The organism is Aquamicrobium sp. YD-1-mutant5 (assembly GCF_059509755.1).
In genome coordinates this window covers 51755-70566 of record NZ_JCAKKP010000018.1, presented here as the reverse complement: position 1 = coordinate 70566, position 18812 = coordinate 51755, and the positions used below count along the sequence as shown (strand labels likewise).

Genomic DNA, 18812 nt, shown 5'->3' with positions numbered 1-18812 from the left:
CCCAGACCCACCGTGGTCGTGGTCTTGCCTTCGCCGGCCGGCGTCGGGTTGATCGCCGTCACCAGGATCAGCCGGCCGTTCTCCTTGCCCTGCACCGACTTGATGAACGAAGCCGAGACCTTCGCCTTGTCGTGCCCGTAAGGAAGAAGATCGCCAGACGGTATCCCGATCTTCGCACCAACCTCCTGGATCGCCTTCTTCGACGCTCCACGCGCAATCTCAATGTCGCTTTTAACTTCGGCCATTTTTTCCTCGATGGTGATATCTGGGTCTGAGCAGGTCGATGCAGGTGACAGAAAGTCTAGAAACGGGACGGCGTGCGCCCGGCCGCGCGGCAGGCGGAAACCAGCGTGTTGGCCATGAGCATGGCGATCGTCATCGGACCGACACCGCCGGGCACAGGCGTGATCGCCCCGGCACGGCTTTCCGCCTCCGCGTAGGCGACATCGCCCACGAGCCGCTGCTTGCCTTCGCCTTTTTCAGGTGCAGGAATGCGGTTGATGCCGACATCGATCACGGTGGCGCCTTCCTTGACCCAGTCGCCCCTGATCATCTCGGGCCGGCCGACGGCGGCGACGAGAATGTCGGCAGTACGGCACAGGGCCGGAAGATCATGGGTGCGGGAATGGGCGACCGTGACGGTGCAGTTCGCGGCAAGCAAAAGGTTTGCCATCGGCTTGCCGACAATGTTGGAACGGCCGACGACCACGGCATTGAGCCCCGAAAGATCCCGGCCGCGAACCCGCTCGATAAGCACCATGGAACCGGCCGGCGTACAGGGCACGAAAGCGGTTTCCGCAGCACCGGCGCCCAGCTTGCCGACATTCACATAGGTAAAGCCGTCAACGTCCTTTTCCGGCGCGATCGCCTGAATGACGGCGCCGGAATCGATCTGTTCGGGCAGGGGAAGCTGAACGAGAATGCCGTGAATCTCCGGATCCGCGTTCAGGCTGGCGATCAGCGCCAGAAGATCGGCCTGCGAGGTTTGGGCAGGCAGCGTGTGCTGCACGGAATGAAATCCGCAATCCTTCGCCTTGCGGGATTTGGAGGCGACATAGACCTGACTGGCGGGGTCCTCGCCGACAATCACCACCGCCAGCCCAGGTGTCACGCCCGCTTCAGCCCTGAGAAGTTCCGCCGCTTTCTGGACCGTCGCGACAACGTCTGCGGCCACAAGCTTACCATCTATGACGGTGGTCATATTCTGCACTTTCCCCTTTGAGCTCTGTTGGCTCTTGTCCTGTTTACCGACATGGGGCAGCGCCCTTGTCGGCTCCGGAACTAATTGATTATGTTCCCGAACCATAACAGCGGCTTCAAGCGGCCGTCAACTGCAAAGCAAGAAAATTTCATATAAAGAATATTAAGCCCTGATGTCTTTTTCGCATCTCCACAAGCCATCGCGGACGGGAAGGCGAGGACAGACAAGCCGCCCAACCCCTTCAGCACAAGAAGAAGCCGGCACGAGGCCGGCTTCTGTGAGCATGCGGAAGCATCGGATCAGATGACGAAGATCCAGTTGGCGACGAGAACCACGGCGAGGCCGGCAGCGAGCGTGAGATAGGGAAGAATGCCCGCCTTGCGCACCTTCAGGTCTTCCTGGGTGATACCGAGATCATCCAGCATATGGGTCGGGAATCGCCCGCCGTCCTGAATGTAGTGCCGGTAGCAGAACACAGGGATGATGAGCGCCGCAGCGATCAGCCCTGCCCACAGCGCCCACGGATTCCAGACTTTCGCGCCCGCGCCCATGAACATGGCGTTGACGTAGGAAAGCAGGCACCCGACGGCGATGAGGATGGTCGGCGCGCGCCATGGGCGCTTGATATGGCCGTTGTCGATGCGGTGAATCCACCCGGCATTCAGGTTGAGGAAGTTGAAGATGATGTAGCCGCAGTTCGACACGGCGAGAATGAAGAAGAAGCTTTCGGCATCTGCGCAGGCGATGGCCAGAATGCCGAGATTGAAGATCAGGTCTGTCCACATCGCCCGCGTCGGCGCGCCATGCTCATTGACGTGGGAGAGGTAGCGCGGCAGCCAGCCATCCACCGCCCCCTGATAGAGGGTGCGCGAAGAACCGGCCATCGCCGTGTTGATGGCCAGCATCAGCGCCAGGATCATCAGCATGATCATGATCGTGGTGACGAAGCCTGAACCGCCCACCATCTGCGCCATTGCTTGCCCAACACCCGAGCCATCGGCGATCGACGGCGACAGCATGCCCTCAAGCCCAAGCACGCCCTGAAAGGTAAAGGGTACCAGCGTGTAGAGCAGCAGACACAGAAGACCCGAATAGAGGATGGCACGCACCGTGTCCCGGCCGGGGTTCTTGAACTCGCTGGTGAAGCAGATCGATGTTTCGAACGCATAGGCTGACCAGGCAGCAATGAACATGCCGCCGAACACAAGCGTCCAGCCGGCGATGTTCCACGCGCCGGGTTCAGGCGAATAGGCCTCGGCCAGCGGCACGAAGGGCGTGTAGTTGTCCCAGTTGATCTGCCCGGTGAGGATCGGCACGATGCCGACGATCAGCATGGGAACGATGACGGCAAGGCCGATGAATTTCTGGACATTGGCCGTGCTGAGAATGCCGCGATGCTGGATCGCGAAAGTCACCAGCATGAGGATGACGCCGATGACGAACACGGCATTCATGGAAAACTGCACCGGCCCCAGAGAGCCGCTGTAGAGCGTCCATTCGCGGATTGCCGGCGTGGCGGCAGCCGTCAGCGCGGCAATGGCCTCGGCGGCCGTCGCGCCCGCATTGGCCGGCTCTGCAAGCCATGCCAGAACCTGCGGCGAGGTCTCCGTGAAAGATGGGATCGGCGCCAGAACGTTGAGGATGTAGGCAGCCGCGATCGAGCAGCCCAGTGACAGCACCGGCGTCCACGCCAGCCAGTTGCACCACACCGACAGGGGCGCGATGAATTTGGAGTAGCGCAGCCATGCCGTCGCGCCATAGACCGAAGCGCCACCCGACTTGCTGGGGAAAAGCCCCGCGATCTCGGCATAGGTGCAGGCCTGTATGAGGCCGAATGACACCGACACCATCCAGATGACGAAGGCCGGCGTGCCGACCGTGCCGGAAATGCCACCGATGGAGAAAAGCACCAGAGCGGGCACACCGCTGGCGACCCAGAACGCTCCGCGCCAGTCGATTGTCCGGTGAAGCTGACCCGCCTCCACGGGCCCGGATTGAGCTAGTACTGTCATTGAGAAGATCCCCTTCGTTATTGAACGGGCGACACAGCCGGCGGCATTTCCGCCATCGTGAAAAACGGCAGGTCGAGTTTCCGCTCAGTTTTATTATTTTCTTTGTAGTGAAAGATTGCCGGGAATCCCGCCGTCGTCAAGGACTTTATGACGCAGGGGCAGGTCATGGGTGATTTTGTGGAATTGACAAGCCCGGCCAACATTTGAAAATGTACTAAAATGAAAAAAGAATTCATGTTATGAATTACGAATGCGAGGTCGCGCAATTTTCGGAGCGACCCCGCCAAGGCATATCGCGAAGCCTGGGGAGGAAGCGCATATGAGCCTCGACATCATAAGTCGTGAGCCCGGCGACACCGGGGCCAGTGCAACCGCACCACGCAAATTCCGGGTTCTGGTTGCCGAACGCAACCCTCTAGTCGTATCGGCGCTGGCCGACATGATCGCGCGGGACGGGCGTTTCGATCTGGGCGAGAACGTCACCACCGGCAAGGCCTTTCTCGAAGCCTGTGCGCAGCCCGGCCCCGGTTTCGATCTGGCAGTGCTCGGCTGGAAGCTGGCCGATATGGATGGCGGAACACTGCTCACCCAGATCCGCCAGCGTGGCATCGATGCCCGCGTGGTCATCTTTTCAAACGACCATGACCTGTCCATTCTCAAGAAATGCGTAAGGCTGGGCGCTCAGGGTTTCTGCTATCAGTTCGACGATCCCGCAATCCTGTTCGACACGCTGATTGCCGTAGCGCATGGCCGGATCTGCATTCCCTATATCGATGTCACCAGGATCAACGACACGCCGCTGTCACGCCTGACGACACGCGAGCATGAGCTTCTGTCCGTGCTGGCGGATGGATGGAGCAACATCCAGATCGCCGCGCGGACGGGCATTTCGGAAAACACCGTCAAGTACCACCTCAAGAATCTCTACAGCAAGCTTGAGGTGCGCAACCGGGCCATGGCCGTCGCGCTTTACGCTAGCGAGAGGAGCAACGGCCCCTCAGCCTGAGCCGTGCAGATTCACTCTAATGTCGCTCCCCAAAAAAAGCCCGCTCCAAACCGAAGCGGGCTTTTTTATCCGGACAGCTTGCGGCAGGCGCTTCAGGCGACCCGCAGACCGTATTCCAGCGAGGAATCCGCGATCACGCCATACAGGCTGTCTGCAAAGCTGGTGAAGATCGCGATGTGATAGACCGGCATCCCATCCGGCCCATCGGCCGTGCGCCAGATGTTGGCCGCCGTATGATCGAGCGACGTGGTGGCCGCAGCCCCCACCGGGAAAGCCCTTTCGTGAAAATCGATCGACAGGAACTTGGCCATCGCCTGCGGGGCGCGGGCACCGGAAATGCGTAGCACACAGCGCCCGTCGGACTGATCGGAGAGCGAGGCAATGCCGGCGAAGCCATCGGCAATCCGTTTCATCAGCTTCTCGTCGCCCAGCGGCGCGAAAGCCAGAAACTGGTCCGCACCGGACCAGATGAGCGTTACCTCCTTGCCGAAAACCGCACCGGGAGCCGAAGGCGGCTCAACCCCAAACAGCTTTTTGGCGATCTTGGCCGTCTCGGCCACCTTGCCACGCCGCGCCATCACCTGCACGAGAACGATGTTGCGAATTTCGGACAGTTCGACACCGGGCGTGCCGCCCACACCATGCGTGCCGGTGACGAGCGCCTTTTGCAGCGGCGATTGCGTATTCCAGGAAAAATCAGCCACGCTGGCGCACTCCTTCCGGATCGTAGAAGACGGGATTGCAGATCTCCGCGTCATAATCCTCGCCCCGCAGGGGGTCATGGATACGGACGATTTCGCCGAAACGCTCGCGACCGCGCTGCACGAAAGCAAGACCGAGCCAGTGGTTCAGGGTCGGCGAAAAACACACCGAAGCCGTATAGCCGTGATCGGTTTCCGGCCCCGGGCGCTCGCCTTTCGGCACGATGCGGGCGCCGGAACGGAGCCGCCGGCCCTGATCCACAGGCCTGATGCCGACGACGACCTGCCGGTCAGGGGCGGTCAGCGCCTCGCGCCCCGCCATGATGCGGCCGATGAAGTCCTTCTTCTTCGACATCATCTTGCCGAGCCCGAGATCATCGGCCGTGCTGATGCCATTGAGTTCCGGACCCGCGACATGGCCTTTTTCGATACGCATGACGCCGAGCGCTTCAGTGCCGTAGGGCGTCACGCCAAACGGCTTGCCGGCGATCATCAGATTTTCCGCCATGGCGTTGCCGAAGCGCGCCGGCACGGAAATTTCAAAGGCCATCTCGCCTGAGAAGGAGATGCGGAACAGGCGCGCCTTCATGCCGCCACGCAGCTTCACCTCGCGCACGCCCATGAAGGGGAAGCCCTCATTGCTGAGGTCTTCATCCGGGTCGCACAGTGCCTGCAACAAAGCGCGCGTGTTCGGGCCGGCGATGGAGAACTGGGCCCACTGGTCCGTTGCCGAGGAAAGCTGCACGTCGAGCTCAGGCCACAGCACCTGCCGGCAGAATTCCAGATGCTGCATGACCGGCCCCGCCTTGGCGGTGGTCGTGGTCATGAAATAGTGGTCTTCGGCCAGCCGTGAGGTGGTGCCGTCATCCATGACGATCCCGTCCTCGCGCAACATCAGGCCGTAGCGCGCCCGGCCCACGGCCAGCGAAGAGAAGGCGTTGATATAGACACGGTCGAGGAAAGTGCCGGCATCCGCGCCGCGCACATCGACCTTGCCGAGCGTGGAGACGTCGCAGAAGCCGACACCGTTGCGTACGGCGTTGACCTCCCGGTTGACCGACTGGAGCCAGTCGGTCTCGCCCGGCTGCGGGAACCACTGCGCACGCTTCCACAGGCCGACATCGACGAACACCGCACCCCGCGCCGCGGCCCAGTGGTGCGATGGAGCCAGCCGCCATGCATGAAACGTTTCGTCACGATTGTGACCAGCGAAGGCCCCGATGGCGACCGGCGAATAGGGCGAGCGGTAGATGGTGGTGCCGGTCTGCCCGATCGAACGGCCGGTGACGGCCGCCATGATGGCGAGGCCGTTGATATTGGAGGTCTTGCCCTGATCGGTGGCCATGCCAAGCGTGGTATAGCGCTTCAGATGTTCGACGCTCTCATAGCCTTCGCGCTGCGCCAGCGTCACGTCGGACGCGGTCACGTCATGCTGGAAGTCCACGAAGGCCTTGCCCTTCGCCGGAACCTGCCACAGCGGGGAGATTGCATAGGTTTCGTCGCCGGCCTCGGCAGCACTTCCGCCATCTTCCATGAAGCCACAATCCGAAGCAGCCGCAAGACCTGCGGCATGACCTGCGCGCAGGCACTCGCCCAGCGAAAAATCTCCTTCCGCCGCGCCCACCATCCGCATTCCGGGCGGACAGTCACCCGGCACGAAGGCGGCAATGTCCTCGCGCCATGTGGGCCGGCCGCGATGGAAGCAGGACAGGCCGACATTGGGATTCCAGCCGCCGGAAACCGCCAGGCAATCCGCCGCGACATCCTGCCGGCGACCATCCTTGCCGGTTACCGTGACGCTGCTGACGCCATCGACACCGCCTTTCACGTCCGACACGAAGCCGGACAGCACCCGCAGTCCGGATGCCTTGACAAAAGACTGGTATTCCACCGGAGCCTGCCCACGCGGATCAACCACCGCCGCCAGCTGCCCGCCGGCACGATGGATCGCCTCGACGGTGCGCCAGCCATCGTCATTGTTGGTGAACAGCGCAACATTGCGGCCCGGCAGCGCCGCAAAGCGGTTTACATAGGTGCGCACGGCCGAAGCCATCATCACCCCCGGCCGGTCGTTGCCGGGGAAGACGATCGGGCGTTCGATCGAGCCGGCTCCCACCACGCTGCGGCGGGCAACGATACGCCACAGACGCTGCCGCACCTGATGCGTTCCGGGCACCGGAACATGGTCGGCAACGCGCTCCAGCGCGCCATAGACGCCGCCATCATAGACGCCGAACAGCGCGGTGCGCTTCATGATACGGACATTGGGCAGCGCATCGAGCTCGGTTTCGGCCCGCTGAACCCATTCGCCGGCCTGCATGCCGTCGATCTCGCCGCCGTCGCTGAGCAGGCGGCCGCCGAGTTGCGTGTCCTCCTCCACCAGAATGACCCGCGCGCCGGCCCGGCCGGCAGAGAGCGCAGCGGAAAGACCTGCGGGGCCGGCGCCAACGACGAGCACATCGCAATGCGCCCACACCTTGTCGTAGTGATCGGGATCGGCTTCGCCGGCGCTCCTGCCGAGACCGGCGGCGCGCCGGATCATCGGCTCATAGATCTTCTCCCAGAACTTCGCCGGCCACATGAAGGTCTTGTAGTAGAAACCGGCCACGAAGATCGGCGACAGCAGCGAGTTGACCGCCATGAAATCGCGCCGCAGCGAGGGCCAGCGGTTCTGGCTGTGGGCGGAAAGGCCGTTATAGAGTTCCTGCGTCGTGGCGCGCGTATTGGGCTCGCGCCGTGCGCCGCTGCGCATTTCCACCAGCGCGCTCGGCTCCTCCGAGCCAGCCGTCATGATGCCGCGCGGGCGGTGGTACTTGAACGAACGGGCAACCAACTTGACGCCGTTCGCCACAAGGGCCGAGGCCAGCGTGTCGCCGGCATAGCCGGTCATCGCCTTGCCATCGAAAGTGAAGCTGAGCGGCTTCTGGCGGTCGATCAGACCGCCTGCGCGCAGGCGATGCGATTGCGTGCCGTCGGCAGCCTGTGAATTCGCACCTGCGTCTTGCGTGGCTGCGGTCCTGCCCAGGGGCTGGGATTCAATATAGCCCGACATGTTCATTCTCCCGCCGGTGACGTGACGGAGGCGCCGGCACCCGCAGCCGCCTGCACCGACCTGAATTCGTGGGTTCGCGTGTCGCGCTCGGCAATCAGCCAGGAGCGGCAACCGCCACCGTGATACCAGTATTCCCGCATCGTCCCGGCCACGTTGTCGCGCAGATAGACGTAGTCGTAGAAAGCTTCCCGAAGTTTCACCGGATCGCTTCCGTCATCGATCGTGTAGTGCGGGCGCCGGGGGCTGGCGTCACCGAGATAGCTGAACTCGCCGACTTCTCGTTCGCCGCAGAAGGGACATGCAATTCGCATCGGACGACACCACTTTCAATGAAGGTTCGGTTGGGCGCCCTGGCCCTTTTCGTCGATCGTCGCGCCACGCCGGAAGCGGTCCAGCCGGAAACGGCTGGCCTCCTTGTGCGGCTCGTCGCGCGCGATCAGATGAGCGAAGGTCAGGCCCGAGGCCGGCGTTGCCTTGAAACCGCCATAGCACCAGCCGGCATTCAGATAGAGCCCGTCCACGGGTGTCCTGTCGATGATCGGCGTGCCGTCCATCGACATGTCCATGATGCCGCCCCACTGGCGCAGCAGGCGCACGCGGCCGATCATCGGCATCACCGCCATGCCGCCCTCGCAGACATCCTCCATGGTCGGCATGTTGCCGCGCTGGGCGTAGGAATTGTAGCCGTCGAGATCGCCGCCGAAGACAAGGCCTCCCTTGTCCGACTGGCTGATGTAAAAATGGCCTGCGCCAAAGGTGACCACGCCGGGGATGAGCGGCTTGATCGCTTCGGTGACGAAGGCCTGAAGCACATGGCTCTCGATGGGAAGCCTCAGTCCTGCCATGGAGGCAACACGAGAGGTGTTGCCGGCAACGGCCATGCCGACCTTGCCGGCACCGATCGATCCACGCGTCGTTTCCACGCCGGTGATGCGGCCATCTGTGCGCTGGAAGCCGGTCACCTCGCAATTCTGGATGATGTCGACGCCCAGATCATTGGCGGCGCGCGCATAGCCCCACACCACGGCATCATGGCGCGCCGTGCCGCCGCGCCGCTGCGCCAGACCACCCATGATGGGAAAGCGCGGATTGGCATAATTGAGGAACGGCAGTTCCTTGCGGATCTGCCCGGCGTCGAGCAGTTCGGCATCGATACCGTTGATGCGCATGGAGTTGCCGCGCCGGGCGAAGGCATCGCGCTGCGCATCCGAATGGTAAAGATTGATGATGCCGCGCTGGCTCACCATGGTGTTGTAGTTGAGGTCCTGCTCCATGCGCTCCCACAGCTTCATGGACAGCTCGTAGAAGCCGACATTGCCCGGAAGCATGTAGTTGGAGCGGATGATGGTGGTGTTGCGGCCGGCATTGCCGGAGCCGATCCAGCCTTTCTCCAGCACCGCGACATTGCGGATACCGTATTCCTTGGCAAGGAAGTAAGCGGTGGCGAGGCCATGTCCGCCACCGCCGATGATGATCACATCATAGCGGCTTTTGGGCGCCGGATCGCGCCAGGCTCGTGTCCAGCCCCTGTGGCCGGTCAGGGCCGCCCGGGCGAGGGAGAAGATCGAATATTTCATCGCATGTATTCCGGGAATTGAGGGCGATCCGGCAGAGGCGTTTCAGATGTCGAGAGCGTTTTCGCGTTCCCATTCGGTGAAATGGGAAACGTAGGAATTCCACTCCTTCATCTTCATCTTGACGAAGGCATCGACGAGCTCCGGCCCGAGCATCTGCTTAAACTCCTCGCTGCCATCGAGCAGGCGAAGCGCATCCAGCAGATTGAGCGGCAGCCTCGGCGCATCCTTGATGGTGTGGCCGTCCTCATACATGTTGATGTCGCTGCGCGGGCCGGGATCAAGCTTGTCGCGAAGACCGGCAAGACCCGCTGCGAGGATGACCGCCTGCATCAGATACGGGTTGGCAGCGCCATCGGGCAGGCGCAGCTCAAAGCGGCCCGGACCCGGCACACGCACCATGTGGCTGCGGTTGTTGCCGGTCCATGTCACCGCGTTCGGTGCCCATGTGGCCCCCGACGAGGTACGCGGCGCATTGATGCGCTTGTAGGAGTTGACGGTGGGGCAGATGATCGCCGTCATCGCCGGCGCATATTTCATGATGCCGCCAAGGAAGTGCATGCCCTGTTCGGACAACCCGTTCGACGAATTGTCATCAGCGAACACGTTTTTCGTGCCGGTCAGGTCCCACGCCGAAATGTGAGCGTGGCAACCATTTCCGGTCAGGCCGGGGAACGGCTTCGGCATGAAGGTGGCGCGAAGGCCGTGCCGTTCCGCAATGGTCTTGATCATAAATTTGAAGAACGAATAACGGTCGGCGGTCACCAGCACGTCATCGTAGATCCAGTTCATCTCGAACTGGCCGTTCGCATCCTCATGATCGTTCTGATAGGGCTCCCAGCCCAGATCGATCATCGCCTCGCTGGCTTCGGCGATGATGTCGAAGCGACGCATCAGCGCCTGCTGGTCGTAGCAGGGCTTGGCAAGACGGTCATGCTCGTCGGCAACCATTTTGCCGTCGGCGGTGGTCAGGAAGAATTCCGGCTCGACGCCGGTCTTGACGCGGATTCCCAGAGAGGCGGCCTCGTCGACCAGACGCTTGAGCGTGTTTCGCGGTGCCTGCTCGACACTCTTTCCATCCATCACGCAATCGGAAGCGAGCCATGCCACCTCCGGTTTCCAGCTGAGCGGCGTGACCGATTCCGGATCCGGGATCGCCAGCATGTCGGAGTTCGCCGGCGTCATGTCCATGCCGCCGGCGAAGCCGGCAAAGCCGGCTCCTCCTTTCTGGACGTCCGCGATGGCGCGGGTCGGCACCAGCTTGGCCCGCTGGTAGCCGATCACGTCCGTATAGGTCACCATGAAGTACTTGATGTTCTTCGCTTTGGCGTATGCTTCAAGGTTGGTTTGTGTCGATGCGTCTTGCCTTGCTGTAAAAATTGTACCCATTGAATTGCTCCTCCCCAATTCAGGTTATTTTTTAAAAGGCGCTCTTCCCGGGCACCCAGTTCGTTCCGGCCAGCGGCACTCCCGACATAGCTGCTGCCTCAATGGTCAAGGCGCACAGATCTTCAGGTTCAAGGTTGTGGACATGGTTCTTGCCGCAGGCGCGGGCGATGGTCTGCGCCTCAAGCGTCATGACCTTCAGGTAATTGGCCAGGCGGCGACCTGCAGCAACCGGATCGACTCTCTTCATAAGCTCGGAGTCTTGTGTGGTGATGCCTGCCGGATCCTTGCCTTCATGCCAGTCGTCATACGCTCCGGCGGTCGAGCCAAGCTTCTGGTACTCCTCCTCCCATCTTGGATCATTGTCACCAAGAGCAATGAGCGCCGCCGTACCGACCGAGACGGCATCGGCGCCGAGCGCCAGTGCCTTCGCCACATCCGCGCCGTTGCGGATGCCGCCGGAGACGATCAGTTGCACCTTGCGATGCATGCCAAGATCCTGCAGAGCCTGCACTGCCGGACGAATACAGGCAAGGGTAGGCTGGCCGACATGTTCGATGAACACTTCCTGTGTGGCGGCAGTACCACCCTGCATGCCGTCGAGAACGACGACATCAGCACCTGCCTTCACCGCGAGAGCGGTGTCGTAATAGGGCCTTGCTCCACCAACCTTCACATAGATCGGCTTTTCCCAGTCGGTGATTTCGCGGATTTCAAGGATCTTGATCTCCAGATCGTCCGGGCCGGTCCAGTCCGGATGGCGGCAGGCCGAGCGCTGGTCGATGCCCTTTGGCAGGGTGCGCATTTCGGCGACGCGGTCGGAAATCTTCTGGCCGAGCAGCATGCCGCCGCCGCCGGGCTTGGCGCCCTGGCCGACAACCACCTCGATGGCATCTGCGCGGCGAAGGTCACGCGGGTTCATGCCGTAACGCGACGGCAGGACCTGATAGACCAGCTTCTCGGAATGGCCGCGCTCTTCCTCGGTCATGCCGCCGTCGCCGGTCGTCGTCGAGGTTCCCGAAAGCGTGGCCCCGCGGCCGAGCGCTTCCTTGGCCGGGCCCGACAGGGAGCCGAAGCTCATGCCGGCAACCGTGATCGGAATTTTCAGTTCGATCGGCTTCTTGGCGAAACGGGTGCCGAGCACAACCGTGGTGTCGCAGCGCTCGCGATAGCCTTCCAGCGCATAACGCGAGATCGAAGCGCCCAGAAACAGCAGATCGTCGAAATGGGGAACCCTGCGCTTGGCGCCGGAACCGCGGATGTCGTAGATGCCGGTCGCGGCCGCGCGCCGGATTTCCGACATGGCGTAGTCGTCGAACGTCGCCGATTTGCGCGGCGTGGTCGGTGGATTGTGATAGGTCATTTCCGGCCTCTCAATACGCGTCGGCGTTGTCGATGTTGAAGTTGTACAGGGTGCGGGCCGAACCGTAGCGCTTGAAGTCCTGCGGCTTCGCGTCGGTGACACCGGCACGATCGAGCAACGCCTGCAGAATTTCGATGTGCTCGGGGCGCATCTCCTTCTCGATGCAGTCGGCGCCGAGGCTCTTCACGCTGCCACGCACGAACAGGCGGGCCTCATAGATGGAGTCGCCGAGTGCATCGCCGGCGTCGCCCATGATGACGAGATTGCCGGACTGCGCCATGAAGGCCGACATGTGGCCGACATTGCCGCGCACGACGATGTCGATGCCCTTCATCGAAATACCGCAGCGCGACGAGGCATTTCCCTCGATCACCAGCAGTCCGCCCCGACCGGTGGCACCGGCATATTGCGAGGCATCGCCCTTCACCACAACGGTGCCGGACATCATGTTTTCGGCGACGCCGGGACCGGCGGAGCCATGCACGGTGATCGTGCTGTTCTGGTTCATGCCGGCGCAATAATAGCCGACGCTGCCACGCACATCGATCTGGAGCGGCAGTTCCACACCCACTGCGACGGCATGACTGCCCTTGGGATTGATGATCTCCCAGTTCGTGTGGTTGGAACCTTCGGCGGCGTCGTGAAGGGCCTGATTAAGCTCCCGCAGCGTCGTCTTGGACAGATCAAAGACTTTCGCCGCATGCTGGTCTTCGTGCGTAACCGCCTTGGCAAGGTTGGATGTAGCCATCGCCTCAATGCTCCCAGAAATAAACGGTGGATGGCTCAGGCTCCCAGACCCTCGCCTGCTCAACCCCCGGCAGGTTCGCCAGGGCCCGGTATTCGCTTCCGAACGCGACATACTGATCAGTTTCCGCCATGACGGCCGGCTTACAGGCGATCGGGTCGCGGACGACACCAAAGCCGTTCTTTGTTCCAACCACGAAGGTGAAGAACCCATCGAGATCGTTCAGGCTCGATTCCAGCGCCTCGCCAAGACCCTTGCCGGTCGCGATCTGGTGCGACAGGTAGGCCGCCGCAACCTCGGTGTCGTTCTCGGTCTCGAATTTCATGCCTTCGCGGCGAAGCTTGCGGCGCATGTTGTTGTGGTTGGACAGCGAACCGTTATGCACCAGGCACTGGTCGGGACCCGTCGAGAACGGGTGCGCGCCCATCGTGGTCACCGCTGATTCAGTAGCCATGCGCGTATGCCCGATGCCATGCGATCCCGACATGCCCGACACGTCGAAGCGCCTGGCGACTTCTTCGGGGAGGCCGACTTCCTTGTAGATTTCGATGGACTCGCCGACACCCATGACGCGGGCGTCCGGGCGAAGCGTGGCGATGGCTTCGCGGGCAGCTTCAAGCTTGTCGGCCGGAAGCTCCAGAACCGCATGGGTGGACTTCACCGTCATGGCCACCGGAGCGCCGATTTCTTTGGCGACTTCCGAGTCGAGCCCGGCGAAATCAGCTTCCGGAGAAGGCGACTGCACGGTGATCTTGCCATGCCCCGCAGCCGATGATCCGTAGATTGCTATGCCGGCGCTGTCCGGACCGCGATCGGTCAGCAGAACCAGCATTTCCGACAGCATGGCGCCGAGTTGCGGCTCCAATGACTTGTCCTTCAGAAACAGCCCCACGATGCCACACATTGATGTTCACCTCTTGCAAGTTCTTTTCCTGATGAAGGACGATAGCAGTCAATTTTCTGCAATTCAACTGGGATGAATGTTTTTTTCATATAAGAAAAGTGGCGCCGCAAAGCACTCTTTCAAATCCCTGAATTTCAGGGACTGGCAAACGCATGGCGCGTTTCCAACAGGGAGCTTGCGGGTATTTCGTCGCGCGGGAAGAGGATAGCGAGGCCGGAAGCGGTCGCCGTGGCGGGTACGTCCGGCTGTAGTTCAATAGAGACCTTGCGGCATCTCGAACGAGCGCAAAAACCGCGCGATAACCGCGCGATGGCAGGACGCCGGAGCGCGACCGACACGAAAAGGTTGCCCGCCGTGCGGTTTCACCCACGGCAGATGGCATTGCCTCCGACAATCAGCAGGATCACCGGAGGCTGGAAATTGCCGCTATATCTTCAGACGGTGCCGGACAGCGGCGTCAGTTGCGACGGCTGCCCTGCGGATAGGAGATGATCGACAGATAGCGGATGGGACGCTCTGTCAGCTCCTCCGGTCCATGCGGCGCATCGGCGTCGAAGAACAGGCTGTCGCCGGGCAGCATGCGGAACAGCTTGCTGCCATGCCGGTAAACGACCTCGCCCTCCAGCATATAGAGGAACTCCATGCCCTCATGCTGGAAGGTCGGGAACACGTCGGAATCTTCCGCAAGCGTGATGAGATAGGGCTCGACGACAACGCCACTGGTATTGGCGCCGATATGGCCGAGCAGCGTGTACTGGTGGCCGGCGCGCGTGCCGCGACGCTCGACGTCGACGCCCTCGCCTGCCTTGATGAAGACGGCGCTGCGCTCTTCCTCGAAACGGCGGAACAATGCCGTCAGCGGCACGCCCAGCGCCCGCGACAATGCCTGCAGGGTGGTGAGCGACGGCGAGGTGATGCCGTTTTCGATCTTGGAGAGCATGCCCAGCGAAATGTTGGTCGCAGCCGCGAGATCGGCCACGGTGATGCCGAGCTGTTTGCGGAATGTGCGCACTTCATGCCCGATTGCGACTTCAAGGACATTTTCGCGCGTATCGCGCACGGAATGGGGGTCCTGCGACAGGGGCACCACCCGGTGCAGTTCGGGAACAGTTTTCGCTGGCTCGGCCTTGCTTGCAGCCTTGCTGGCCCGGGTCTTCCTTGCCGGCTTCATTGTCTCCGCCATCTCGTGGGATGCTCCGTTGCCATCGATCATGCTGTCACGTAATCCCAGTACCATGCAAACGCCGATAATTCCTAGTGCAGCGCTTGCCGCAGCCCCGCATTCGTCTTTGTTTCCGCAATCGCCCTGCCCGCCGCGAAGCATAATGAACGGGTAGGCCCAGCCTATACTATCGGCGATCTCAGCATCTGAATGAGTAGGTTCTTACCAACGCCTCAAGGCTCTCAAATCTATCTGGACAGGTGTTGTTACCTTCCGTCACCCGCCTGATCCTTCCAGAAAGCCGAACAGGCGCTTGCGCCGCATTTTCTGGGAGGAATTCTGATGGCTGGCTATACTCATCTCTTTGTTCCGGGTCCGACAAACGTGCCGGAAACCGTCCGTCAGGCGATGAACATGCCGATGGAAGACATGCGCGCGCTGGATTATCCGCTGCTCGTCAACGGCCTTTTCACCGACCTGATGAAGGTCTACCGCAATGAAACGGGCCGCGCCTTCATCTTCCCCTCCTCCGGCACCGGCGCATGGGAAGCGGCTATCGCCAACACGCTCAATCCCGGCGACCGGGTGCTGATGTCGCGTTTCGGCCAGTTCTCGCTGCTGTGGGTCGACATGGCCCAGCGCTTCGGTCTCGATGTCGATGTCGTCGATGCCGAATGGGGAACCGGCGTTCCCGTCGAGATTTACGCGGAACGGCTGGCAGCCGACAAGGAACACCGCATCAAGGCGGTGTTCGTCACCCACAACGAAACCACGACCGGCGTCACCAGCGACGTGGCGGCCGTGCGCGCTGCGCTCGATGCGGCAAAGCACCCTGCCCTGCTCTTCATCGACGGCGTGTCGTCGATCGCCTCGATCGATTTCCGGCAGGAGGAATGGGGCGTCGACTGCGCGGTGAGCGGCTCGCAGAAGGGCTTCATGCTGCCGCCGGGCCTCGCCTTCCTGTCCGTCAGCCAGAAGGCGCTGGCCGCCAACAAGCAGGCGAAGCAACCCCGCACCTATTTCTCCTTCGAAGACATGATCCGGGCCAACGACACCGGCTATTTCCCCTATACGCCTGCGGTTCAGCTCCTGCGCGGCATGCGCGCCGCCCTCGACCTGCTGCTCGATGAAGGCCTCGACAACGTCTATGCGCGCCACCACCGGCTGGCCGAAGGCGTGCGCGCGGCGGTCAGCGCATGGGGCCTCCAGATCTGCGCCAAGGAAGAAAAATGGAACTCCGATACGGTGAGCGCGATCTACGTGCCGGAAGGCATCGACAGCGCCGACATCGTGCGCCGGGCCTATCAGGGCTATCAGACGTCGCTGGGCGTCGGCCTCAACAAGGTTGCCGGCAAGGTGTTCCGCATCGGCCATATCGGCTGGATCAACGAGGTGATGATGTGCTCGGCGCTGGCGGCCACGGAAATGTCGCTGCTCGACTGCGGCGTGAAGATCAAAGCCGGCGCGGGCGTTGGAGCTGCGGTGGAATATTACAGCCAAGCGGCCAAACCCGCCGTCGCCAAAGCAGCCTGAGAGAGGCAGCAGCCATGAGCCATACCCTCCATCATCTTCGCAAACCCCGCCTCCAGCGCAGCGAGCTTGCGGTGCCGGGTTCCAACATGGAAATGATCCGCAAGGCCGCCGAGGGCGCCGCCGACTACGTCTTCCTCGACATGGAAGACGCGGTCGCCCCGCCGGACAAGGAAAAGGCCCGCGAGAACATCGTCCGGGCGCTGAACGAAATCGACTGGCGCGCCCGCGGCAAGACTATCTCGATCCGCATCAACGGCCTCGATACCCACTACATGTATCGCGACGTTGTCGATGTGATGGAGCAGGCGGGCAACCGGCTGGACACCATTCTGGTGCCGAAGGTCGGCGTGCCGGCCGACCTCTACATGGTCGAGGCGATGGTCAACCAGATCGAGATGGCAAAGGGCTTTGAAACCCGAGTCGGTCTGGAAGCCCTGATCGAGACGGCACTCGGCATGGCCAATGTCGAGGCGATCGCCGCCTATGGCGGACGGCTTGAGGCGATGCATTTCGGCGTCGCCGACTATGCCGCGAGCTGCAAGGCGCGCACGGTCAGCATCGGCGGCCTCAATCCCGACTATCCGGGCGACCAGTGGCATTTCGCGCTGTCGCGCATGACGGTGGCCTGCCGGGCCTACGGGCTGCGGGCTGTCGACGGGCCGTTCGGCGATTTTTCCGATCCGGAAGCCTATCTGGACGCCGCCAGGCGCGCCGCGGCCCTTGGCATCGAGGGCAAGTGGGCCATCCATCCCTCTCAGATCGAGCTTGCCAACGAGGTGTTCTCGCCACCGGCCAAGGAGGTGGCCCGCGCGCGCCGCATCATCGAGGCGCTGAAGGAGGCGGAGGAACAGGGCAAGGGTGCGGCGGCGCTGGACGGCAAGATGATCGACGCCGCTTCCGAGCGCATGGCCCGCAACGTGCTCGTCGTCCACGAAGCCATAGAGCGTGCTGCGCAGGCAGCCTGAGGGAGGTTCAAGATGGATATCCACGAATACCAGGCCAAGGAACTGCTGTCGCGCTATTCGGTGCAGATCCCGCGCGGGGGCCTTGCCTACAGCCCCGAGCAGGCCGCCTATCGCGCCAGCGAGATCGGTGGCGGCAAATGGGTGGTCAAGGCGCAGATCCATTCCGGCGCACGCGGCAAGGCAGGCGGCATACAGATCTGCAGCTCCGATGGCGAAGTGGCGAAAGCCGCTGAATCGCTGCTGGGGCGCAAGCTCGCCACCACCCAGACCGGCCCGAAAGGCAAGCTCGTCTCCCGCCTCTACATCGAGGAGACGGTCGACATCCGCCAGGAGCTTTATCTCGGCATCGTTCTCGACCGCAAAACCGAGCGCGTCATGATCGTCGGCTCGGCGTCAGGCGGCATGGAGATCGAGGAGATCGCCGAGAAGGAGCCGGATTCCATCATTCGCGCCATCGTCGATCCCGGCGTCGGCATGCAGCAGTTCCAGGCGCGCGAGATCGCCTTCGGGCTGGGGCTCGACAACCGGCTGATCGGCAAGGCGGTGGATACGCTGATGGGCTGCTACCGCGTGTTCCGCGACTTCGATGCCTCCATGCTGGAGATCAATCCGCTGGTGGTGACCGGCGACGGCAACCTGATCGCCCTCGACGCCAAGATGTCCTTCGACGAGAACGCCCTGTTCCGCCGGCCCGAAATATCGGAACTGCGCGACAAGTCGCAGGAAGATCCGCGCGAGACCTTCGCCGGCGATCGCGGCCTCTCCTATGTCGGGCTCGACGGCAATATCGGCTGCATCATCAACGGCGCGGGTCTGGCCATGGCCACCATGGACATGATCAAGATCGCCGGCGGGGAACCGGCAAACTTCCTCGACATCGGCGGCGGCGCTTCGCCGGAGCGGGTGGCCAAGGCGTTCCGGGCCGTGCTTGCCGACAACAATGTCGAGACCATCCTCGTCAACATCTTTGCCGGCATCAACCGCTGCGACTGGGTCGCCGAAGGCGTCATCAAGGCCATCCGCGAAGTCGGCGTCGGGGTGCCGCTGGTGGTGCGGCTGGCGGGCACCAATGTGGAGGAAGGCCGCAGGATACTGGCGGAATCCGGCGAGGACGTGATCGTCGCCGATACGCTGGCCGAGGCCGCTGAAAGATCGGTCGAGGCCATGCGCGCCTTTTCAAAGAAGAACAAGAAAGCGAACTGAGGGAG

Annotated in this window: 16 protein-coding genes; 4 read left to right on the top strand and 12 right to left on the bottom strand. The window is 62.3% G+C overall.

Annotation, left to right across the window (positions count from 1 at the left end; genetic code table 11):
• The 3 genes from AC5XE7_RS18285 to AC5XE7_RS18275 form a co-directional block, all read right to left on the bottom strand.
• Positions 1 to 245, bottom strand: a 245-nt coding sequence (locus AC5XE7_RS18285) for a formate--tetrahydrofolate ligase (protein ID WP_495367096.1), incomplete at its 3' end; no start/stop codon positions are given.
• Positions 246 to 301: 56 nt separating this feature from the next.
• On the bottom strand, positions 302 to 1201 hold the full coding sequence (gene folD / locus AC5XE7_RS18280) for a bifunctional methylenetetrahydrofolate dehydrogenase/methenyltetrahydrofolate cyclohydrolase FolD (RefSeq protein ID WP_495367095.1): 900 nt from the start codon (positions 1199 to 1201) through the stop codon (positions 302 to 304).
• A gap of 299 nt (positions 1202 to 1500) precedes the next feature.
• Complete coding sequence (locus AC5XE7_RS18275) at positions 1501 to 3213, bottom strand: trimethylamine N-oxide permease (RefSeq protein ID WP_495367094.1); 1713 nt, start codon at positions 3211 to 3213, stop codon at positions 1501 to 1503.
• 319 nt (positions 3214 to 3532) lie between these two features.
• On the opposite strand from AC5XE7_RS18275, the gene AC5XE7_RS18270 reads away from it, so the two are divergent.
• Positions 3533 to 4219 (top strand): LuxR C-terminal-related transcriptional regulator, encoded by a 687-nt coding sequence (locus tag AC5XE7_RS18270; RefSeq protein WP_239801390.1) that lies wholly within the window; start codon positions 3533 to 3535, stop codon positions 4217 to 4219.
• Between the two features lie 92 nt (positions 4220 to 4311).
• Here the strand turns inward: AC5XE7_RS18270 and AC5XE7_RS18265 are convergent, their stop codons facing one another.
• The 9 genes from AC5XE7_RS18265 to AC5XE7_RS18225 form a co-directional block, all read right to left on the bottom strand.
• The gene (locus tag AC5XE7_RS18265; RefSeq protein WP_495367093.1) at positions 4312 to 4923 is read right to left on the bottom strand and encodes a sarcosine oxidase subunit gamma; all 612 of its coding nucleotides are present in this window, start codon (positions 4921 to 4923) and stop codon (positions 4312 to 4314) included.
• Complete coding sequence (locus AC5XE7_RS18260) at positions 4916 to 7978, bottom strand: sarcosine oxidase subunit alpha family protein (protein ID WP_495367092.1); 3063 nt, start codon at positions 7976 to 7978, stop codon at positions 4916 to 4918. Before AC5XE7_RS18260 ends, AC5XE7_RS18265 begins: the two co-directional genes overlap by 8 nt.
• A complete protein-coding gene (locus tag AC5XE7_RS18255; RefSeq protein ID WP_239801393.1) occupies positions 7975 to 8283 on the bottom strand; it encodes a sarcosine oxidase subunit delta in 309 nt (102 codons plus the stop codon). The genes AC5XE7_RS18260 and AC5XE7_RS18255 overlap by 4 nt, the downstream gene beginning before the upstream one ends.
• A 15-nt stretch (positions 8284 to 8298) precedes the next feature.
• Complete coding sequence (locus AC5XE7_RS18250; protein ID WP_495367091.1) at positions 8299 to 9549, bottom strand: sarcosine oxidase subunit beta family protein; 1251 nt, start codon at positions 9547 to 9549, stop codon at positions 8299 to 8301.
• A 42-nt stretch (positions 9550 to 9591) separates the two neighbouring features.
• Positions 9592 to 10935 (bottom strand): type III glutamate--ammonia ligase, encoded by a 1344-nt coding sequence (gene glnT, locus AC5XE7_RS18245; protein WP_495367090.1) that lies wholly within the window; start codon positions 10933 to 10935, stop codon positions 9592 to 9594.
• A gap of 31 nt (positions 10936 to 10966) precedes the next feature.
• On the bottom strand, positions 10967 to 12295 hold the full coding sequence (locus AC5XE7_RS18240; RefSeq protein WP_183832442.1) for an FMN-binding glutamate synthase family protein: 1329 nt from the start codon (positions 12293 to 12295) through the stop codon (positions 10967 to 10969).
• 10 nt (positions 12296 to 12305) lie between these two features.
• Entirely contained in the window at positions 12306 to 13043 is a 738-nt protein-coding gene (locus tag AC5XE7_RS18235; protein ID WP_495367089.1) for a protein GlxC, read from the bottom strand.
• A gap of 4 nt (positions 13044 to 13047) precedes the next feature.
• Positions 13048 to 13944 carry a class II glutamine amidotransferase gene (locus AC5XE7_RS18230; protein ID WP_495367088.1) on the bottom strand — a complete coding sequence of 299 codons (897 nt, stop codon included), beginning with the start codon at positions 13942 to 13944 and terminating at the stop codon, positions 13048 to 13050.
• Between the two features lie 457 nt (positions 13945 to 14401).
• A complete protein-coding gene (locus AC5XE7_RS18225) occupies positions 14402 to 15127 on the bottom strand; it encodes a helix-turn-helix domain-containing protein (protein WP_239801397.1) in 726 nt (241 codons plus the stop codon).
• Between the two features lie 321 nt (positions 15128 to 15448).
• Here AC5XE7_RS18225 and AC5XE7_RS18220 point away from each other — a divergent pair, with 321 nt between their 5' ends.
• Genes AC5XE7_RS18220 through AC5XE7_RS18210 form a run of 3 tightly spaced genes read left to right on the top strand, consistent with a single transcriptional unit; the run spans position 15449 to position 18807 of the window.
• Entirely contained in the window at positions 15449 to 16639 is a 1191-nt protein-coding gene (locus AC5XE7_RS18220) for an aminotransferase class V-fold PLP-dependent enzyme (RefSeq protein ID WP_495367087.1), read from the top strand.
• 14 nt (positions 16640 to 16653) lie between these two features.
• Positions 16654 to 17604 (top strand): HpcH/HpaI aldolase/citrate lyase family protein, encoded by a 951-nt coding sequence (locus tag AC5XE7_RS18215; RefSeq protein WP_495367086.1) that lies wholly within the window; start codon positions 16654 to 16656, stop codon positions 17602 to 17604.
• 12 nt (positions 17605 to 17616) lie between these two features.
• A complete protein-coding gene (locus tag AC5XE7_RS18210) occupies positions 17617 to 18807 on the top strand; it encodes a malate--CoA ligase subunit beta (protein WP_495367085.1) in 1191 nt (396 codons plus the stop codon).
• The last annotated feature ends 5 nt before the right edge of the window (positions 18808 to 18812 follow it).

Excerpts from the sequence above, each read along its gene's own strand:
- AC5XE7_RS18235 (WP_495367089.1), bottom strand. The coding sequence starts at position 13,043 with ATGGCTACATCCAACCTTGCCAAGGCGGTTACGCACGAAGACCAGCAT.
- folD (WP_495367095.1), bottom strand. The coding sequence starts at position 1,201 with ATGACCACCGTCATAGATGGTAAGCTTGTGGCCGCAGACGTTGTCGCG.
- glnT (WP_495367090.1), bottom strand. The coding sequence starts at position 10,935 with ATGGGTACAATTTTTACAGCAAGGCAAGACGCATCGACACAAACCAAC.
- AC5XE7_RS18225 (WP_239801397.1), bottom strand. The coding sequence starts at position 15,127 with ATGGCGGAGACAATGAAGCCGGCAAGGAAGACCCGGGCCAGCAAGGCT.
- AC5XE7_RS18255 (WP_239801393.1), bottom strand. The coding sequence starts at position 8,283 with ATGCGAATTGCATGTCCCTTCTGCGGCGAACGAGAAGTCGGCGAGTTC.
- AC5XE7_RS18260 (WP_495367092.1), bottom strand. The coding sequence starts at position 7,978 with ATGAACATGTCGGGCTATATTGAATCCCAGCCCCTGGGCAGGACCGCA.
- AC5XE7_RS18215 (WP_495367086.1), top strand. The coding sequence starts at position 16,654 with ATGAGCCATACCCTCCATCATCTTCGCAAACCCCGCCTCCAGCGCAGC.
- AC5XE7_RS18275 (WP_495367094.1), bottom strand. The coding sequence starts at position 3,213 with ATGACAGTACTAGCTCAATCCGGGCCCGTGGAGGCGGGTCAGCTTCAC.
- AC5XE7_RS18230 (WP_495367088.1), bottom strand. The coding sequence starts at position 13,944 with ATGTGTGGCATCGTGGGGCTGTTTCTGAAGGACAAGTCATTGGAGCCG.
- AC5XE7_RS18240 (WP_183832442.1), bottom strand. The coding sequence starts at position 12,295 with ATGACCTATCACAATCCACCGACCACGCCGCGCAAATCGGCGACGTTC.
- AC5XE7_RS18210 (WP_495367085.1), top strand. The coding sequence starts at position 17,617 with ATGGATATCCACGAATACCAGGCCAAGGAACTGCTGTCGCGCTATTCG.
- AC5XE7_RS18250 (WP_495367091.1), bottom strand. The coding sequence starts at position 9,549 with ATGAAATATTCGATCTTCTCCCTCGCCCGGGCGGCCCTGACCGGCCAC.
- AC5XE7_RS18220 (WP_495367087.1), top strand. The coding sequence starts at position 15,449 with ATGGCTGGCTATACTCATCTCTTTGTTCCGGGTCCGACAAACGTGCCG.
- AC5XE7_RS18270 (WP_239801390.1), top strand. The coding sequence starts at position 3,533 with ATGAGCCTCGACATCATAAGTCGTGAGCCCGGCGACACCGGGGCCAGT.